Consider the following 6,298-nt stretch of genomic DNA (forward strand, 5'->3'; position numbering starts at 1 on the left):
ATACGGTCACCGTCACGTAAGGAAAATCGGTATGAGTCAGCGTGGGCTGGAAGCACTTTTGAGGCCAAAATCTATTGCGGTTATTGGCGCTTCAATGAAGCCACAGCGCGCCGGTTTCTTAATGATGCAAAACCTGCTGGCAGGCGGCTTTGCCGGCCCGGTTTTACCTGTGACTCCCACATGGAAAGCGGTGCTTGGCGTGCTGGCATGGCCGACCATCGGCAGTCTCCCCTTCTCGCCCGACCTTGCGGTGCTGTGTACCCATGCACGGCGTAATCTGGAACTGCTGGAATCGTTGGGGGAAAAGGGCTGTAAGACCTGTATTATTCTCTCCTCTACGCCCGATCAGTTCAGTGAGCTTAAAGCCTGTGCCGCACGCTATCAGATGCGTCTGCTGGGGCCGAATAGTCTGGGATTGCTGGCACCGTGGCAGGGGCTGAATGCCAGTTTTTCGCCGGTGCCAATTCGTAAAGGCAAGCTGGCGTTTATTTCCCAATCTGCCGCCGTTTCTAATACCATTCTGGACTGGGCGCAGCAGCGTGAAATGGGCTTCTCCTACTTTATTGCGCTGGGTGATAGTCTGGATATCGACGTGGATGATCTGCTCGATTACCTGGCGCGTGATAGCAAAACCAGTGCAATTTTGCTGTATCTGGAACAGCTTAGCGATGCGCGGCGCTTTGTTTCGGCCGCCCGCAGCGCCTCACGTAACAAACCTATACTGGTGATTAAAAGTGGTCGCAGCCCTGCGGCGCAGCGCTTGCTTCACGTTAATTCTGGTATGGACCCCGCCTGGGATGCCGCCATTCAACGTGCCGGTTTGCTGCGAGTGCAGGATACCCATGAACTGTTTTCCGCCGTTGAAACCCTGAGCCATATGCGCCCTCTGCGCGGTGAACGCTTGATGATTATCAGCAACGGCGCGGCCCCAGCGGCATTAGCGCTGGATGAACATTGGGCGCGTAACGGTAAGTTAGCGACGCTCAGCGACGAAACGCGCCAGCAGCTACAAGCACTGTTACCAGAAACCGTGGAAGCCAATAACCCGTTAGATCTGCGCGACGATGCCAGTATCAGCCATTATTCCTCAGCGGTTAATGTGTTGCTCAATAGTCCAGATCTGGATGCGCTAATGATCATCCACGCCCCAAGCGCCACCGCGACGGGAAGCGAAAGCGCCGCCGCATTGATTGAACTTATCAAGCAACATCCGCGTGGCCATTACATCAGCGTGCTCACCAACTGGTGCGGAGAATATTCCTCCATTGAAGCACGTCGCATGTTCAGCGATGCCGGAATACCGACCTACCGGACGCCAGAAGGCACGATTACCGCCTTTATGCATATGGTGGAGTATCGGCGTAACCAGAAGCAACTGCGTGAAACCCCGGCCCTGCCGCAGAGCCTGGCCGCCAATAGCGCACAGGCACATGAGCTGTTACAGCAGGCGATTGATAACGGCATCCACGCGCTGGATACCCATGAAGTACGGCCAATCTTAAACGTCTATGGCCTGAATACCTTACCGACCTGGATTGCATCTGATAGCGCCGAAGCGGTGCATATTGCCGAGCAAATTGGCTATCCGGTCGCGTTGAAGCTGCGCTCGCCGGATATCCCGCATAAATCAGAGGTTCAGGGCGTCATGCTCTATCTGCGCACCGCGGCGGAAGTGCAGCAGGCGGCGGACGCTATCCTCGATCGTGTAAAAATGACCTGGCCACAGGCGCGCATTCACGGGCTATTGGTACAGAGCATGGCAAACCGAGCCGGAGCACAGGAACTGCGGGTTGTGGTGGAGCACGATCCGGTATTTGGTCCGCTGATCATGCTCGGTGAAGGCGGCGTTGAGTGGCGTGCAGAAGATCAGGCCGCCGTCGCGCTACCGCCGCTTAACATGACGCTGGCTCGCTATCTGGTGATCCAGGCGATCAAGAACAAGAAGATTCGCGGGCGTAGCGCATTACGTCCGCTGGATATTGCCGGCCTTAGCCAACTTTTGGTGCAGGTTTCGAACCTGATTGTCGATTGCCCGGAGATCCAGCGTCTGGATATCCATCCCCTGCTGGCCTCGGGCAATGAATTTACCGCACTCGACGTCAGCCTGGATATTGCGCCGTTCACTGGCTCAAGCGAGAGTCGTCTTGCTATTCGTCCCTATCCGCAGCACCTGGAAGAATGGGTGACGATGAAGAATGGCGACCAGTGTCTTTTCCGGCCGATTTTGCCGGAAGACGAACCGCTGTTGCAGCAGTTTATTGCGCGGGTGACCAAAGAAGATCTCTATTATCGCTACTTCAATGAGATCAACGAATTTACTCACGATGATTTAGCCAATATGACGCAGATCGACTACGATCGAGAAATGGCTTTTGTTGCCGTATATGGAACCGGCGATAACGCTGAGATTCTCGGCGTGACCAGGGCAATTTCCGATCCCGATAATATTGATGCCGAATTCGCCGTGCTGGTGCGTTCAGATCTGAAAGGCCTTGGTCTGGGTGGGCGTCTGCTGGAGAAATTAATCGGCTACACCCGCGCGCACGGTTTGGCACGATTAAACGGGATTACCATGCCGAATAATCGCGGAATGATAGCGCTCGCCAGGAAGCTTGGTTTTGAGGTCGATATCCAACTTGAAGATGGCATTGTTGGCTTATCCCTGAGGCTAAGTGATGACTAAGTTGCTGGAAATGCTGCCCTTGACCGGCAGAAATGATATCATCGACCGCTTACGTCGTCTGCCTGATACAGAAGACCCTTCACTAAATCAGAGAAGAAACGCACTGTGATGTTGTCAAAATTTAAGCGTAATAAACATCAACAACACCTTGCCCAACTACCCAAGCTTTCACAGTCTGTTGATGATATTGAGTTTTTCTATGCTCCAGCAGATTTCCGTGAAGCGCTGCTCGCAAAAATCGCCAGCGCTACGCGCCGGATTTGCATCGTCGCCTTATACCTTGAACAGGACGACGCCGGAAAGGCGATTCTGCAAGCCTTGTACGATGCCAAACGTCAACGTCCGGAGCTGGATGTCCGGGTTCTGGTTGATTGGCACCGCGCACAGCGTGGGCGTATTGGCGCAGCTGCCTCAAACACTAATGCTGATTGGTATTGCCGCACAGCCAAAGAGAATCCGGGCGTAGATGTTCCGGTTTACGGCGTGCCTATCAACACGCGTGAAGCCCTGGGCGTACTGCATTTCAAAGGCTTTATTATTGATGACTCCGTGCTTTATAGCGGCGCGAGCATCAACGATGTCTATCTGCATCAGCATGATAAGTATCGCTACGATCGCTATCAGTGCATCCGCAATCCGCAAATGGCGGATATCATGTTTAACTGGGTTTTACAGAATCTGGTTGCAGGCCGCGGGGTTAACCGCCTTGATAGCAACGAGCGGCCAAAAAGCCCGGAAATTAAAAATGATATTCGTCAGTATCGTCAGGAGCTGCGCGACACAGGTTACCGTTTCCAGGGTAATGCCAGCGATGATGAACTGACCGTGACGCCGCTGGTTGGTTTAGGTAAATCCAGCGAGCTGAACAAAACGATTTTTCATCTGATGCCGTGCGCTGAAGAAAAACTCACCATCTGCACGCCCTATTTCAACCTGCCTGCTTTGCTGGTGCGCAATATTATTCGTTTACTGCGCGAAGGTAAGAAAGTTGAGATTATCGTCGGGGATAAGACCGCTAACGACTTCTATATTCCTGAAAACGAACCGTTTAAAATCATCGGCGCGCTCCCCTATCTGTATGAAATCAATCTACGACGCTTCCTGAGCCGACTTCAGTATTACATCAATACCGATCAGCTGGTCGTTCGTCTGTGGAAAGATGCTGATAACAGCTACCACCTGAAAGGGATGTGGGTTGATAACGAGTGGATGCTGCTTACCGGTAACAATCTCAATCCGCGAGCCTGGCGTCTGGATCTGGAGAACGCAGTGTTGATTCACGATCCTAAAAAGCAGCTGGCCTCTATGCGCCAGAAAGAGCTGGATCTGATCCGTCAGCACACCACCGTCGTGAATCATTACCGCGATCTTCAGAGTATCGCTGATTACCCAGTGAAAGTGAGAAAACTTATCCGTCGTTTGCGGCGTATCCGTATCGATAGGCTCATTAGCCGTATTCTTTAAAAAACATAGCCCCGTCATGACGGGGCTTTTTTTCAGGAGTATGTATGTCGCGCGCTGTTTTCCTTTTATGTATGTTGTCGCTTGGCGGCTGTAGCCATCATATGGCTAATGATGCCTGGACCGGACAGGATAAGGCACAACATTTTATCGCTTCCGCCATGCTGGCAGCCGCGGGTAATGAATATGCGCAGCATCAGGGTATTAACCGCGATCGCAGTGCCGCCATCGGCTTTATGTTCTCGGTGAGTCTCGGCGCATCTAAGGAGTTGTGGGATAGCCGCCCTGCGGGGAGCGGCTGGAGCTGGAAAGACTTTGCGTGGGATGTCGCCGGTGCCACAACGGGTTATACGGTGTGGCAGCTGGCTCATCATTAGCGTTACAAACGCAGGCCTTTTCCTTTGCGATGGAGTTTTAACGACACCAGGAACGCCAGTGCGGCCATGACGGTAACATACCAGAAGAAGGCCGTTTCAATTCCCGATGATTTGAGCGATAGCGCCACATATTCCGCAGAACCGCCAAATAACGCATTAGCCACCGCATAGGAGAGCCCGACTCCCAGCGCGCGTACCTGGGCCGGGAACATTTCGGCCTTCAGGATACCGCTGATAGAAGTGTAGAAACTGGTGATCAGCAGCGCGCACATGACCAATGCAAACGCAGCATAGGGTGATGTCACGTTCTGGAGGGCAGAGAGAATCGGCACCGTAAATAGCGTTGCGAGCGCGCCAAAGCAAAGCATCGAGGTACGCCGCCCAACTTTATCAGAGAACAGACCGAAAAGCGGCTGAACCAACATGTAGATAAATAGCGCCGCAGTCATGATAAGGCTGGCGAGATTAGCGCTCATCCCCGCGGTATTCACCAGATATTTCTGCATATAGGTGGTGAAAGTGTAGAAACTGAGCGAGCCTGCGGCGGTAAAGCCCAGCACCATCAAAAAGGCTTTACGATTTCGCCACAGTCCTTTAAATGATCCCGCCTCTTTTAGCGTGCGCGTCTCTTTCTGCGAAGTTTCATCCAGCTGGCGGCGCAGCCAAAGGGCAACAATCGCCAGAACCGCCCCCATTGCAAACGGTATACGCCAACCCCAGGCATGCAGGTCTTCACTACTCAGTACGTTTTGCAAAATCACCACAACCAGTACAGCCAACAGCTGGCCACCGATCAGCGTAACGTATTGGAATGAGGCATAGAATCCTTTGCGGCCCTCAATAGCAACCTCACTCATATAGGTTGCACTGGTGCCATATTCACCGCCAACGGATAGCCCCTGGAACAGGCGTGCTAACAGTAACAGCGCAGGAGCCCAGGTGCCGATCACGCTGTAGCCAGGCAAACAGGCAATGACCAGTGAGCCGAAGCACATCATGCATACGGAGATAAGCATTGAGACTTTACGTCCGCGGCGATCGGCTATACGACCAAATATCCAGCCACCAATGGGACGCATTAAAAAACCGGCAGCAAATACGCCAGCGGTTTGCAGTAGTTGAGTGGTGGTGTTCCCGGATGGGAAAAAGATGTGGGCAAAATACAAAGAGCAAAACGAGTAGACATAAAAATCGAACCACTCAACAAGGTTCCCTGAAGATGCGCCGACTATTGCCATAACCCGACGGCGAGTATCGCTGTTATTAAGCGTCCCTTCCGGTGTCACACTGTTTACAGCCATTTATTAACTCCTGCCAAAAACGGTCTCCTGCCTTACCGGGCGTACACGTCACGCAGGCAGATATTTTAGTAAATGAAATGTTATATAATTGTTATATTTAAATAAGTGATGAATATCACATTCTTTGTTAGCAGGAGAACGATTTAGGATTAGCTGTAGGGGGGAAGCCAGAATATAAGTGGAGTTATGCTTTGAAGGTGATTATCGGGCAATGTGCGCAAGGGTTGTTATTGGGCTCGGTGCTTCCCCGGAGTCGGCGTGAACGCCTCGTCCGGGCTACCGGTGTAGCGTGGCTTATCCGGCCTACGGGATTTACGATGCAGTGACCCCCGGGAATTTCACGGTTCTGCATTCCGCACAGACGCAAAAAAGCCCATCCGGCAGGATGGGCTTCTTCACTTGTTTGATGCCTGGCAGTTCCCTACTCTCGCATGGGGAGACCCCACACTACCATCGGCGCTACGGCGTTTCACTTC

At 52.6% G+C, this 6,298-nt stretch carries 4 protein-coding genes; 3 read left to right on the top strand and 1 reads right to left on the bottom strand.

Annotated features, from left to right (window positions below; genetic code table 11):
* The first annotated feature begins 31 nt into the window (after positions 1 to 31).
* The 3 genes from pat to ACIPDS_RS19310 all read left to right on the top strand — a co-directional run bounded on the left by pat (position 32) and on the right by ACIPDS_RS19310 (position 4,521).
* Entirely contained in the window at positions 32 to 2,683 is a 2,652-nt protein-coding gene (gene pat / locus ACIPDS_RS19300) for a protein lysine acetyltransferase (RefSeq protein ID WP_400739257.1), read from the top strand.
* 108 nt (positions 2,684 to 2,791) lie between these two features.
* On the top strand, positions 2,792 to 4,147 hold the full coding sequence (pssA, locus tag ACIPDS_RS19305; protein WP_166516214.1) for a CDP-diacylglycerol--serine O-phosphatidyltransferase: 1,356 nt from the start codon (positions 2,792 to 2,794) through the stop codon (positions 4,145 to 4,147).
* A gap of 44 nt (positions 4,148 to 4,191) precedes the next feature.
* Positions 4,192 to 4,521, top strand: a complete 330-nt coding sequence (locus ACIPDS_RS19310; RefSeq protein WP_400739260.1) for a YfiM family lipoprotein — start codon at positions 4,192 to 4,194, stop codon at positions 4,519 to 4,521.
* A gap of 2 nt (positions 4,522 to 4,523) precedes the next feature.
* On the opposite strand, the gene ACIPDS_RS19315 is transcribed toward ACIPDS_RS19310, so the two are convergent.
* The gene (locus ACIPDS_RS19315; RefSeq protein WP_400739263.1) at positions 4,524 to 5,822 is read right to left on the bottom strand and encodes an MFS transporter; all 1,299 of its coding nucleotides are present in this window, start codon (positions 5,820 to 5,822) and stop codon (positions 4,524 to 4,526) included.
* Positions 5,823 to 6,298: the final 476 nt, after the last annotated feature.

This window comes from Kluyvera sp. NPDC087067 (assembly GCF_044745165.1).
Lineage (GTDB): Bacteria > Pseudomonadota > Gammaproteobacteria > Enterobacterales > Enterobacteriaceae > Kluyvera.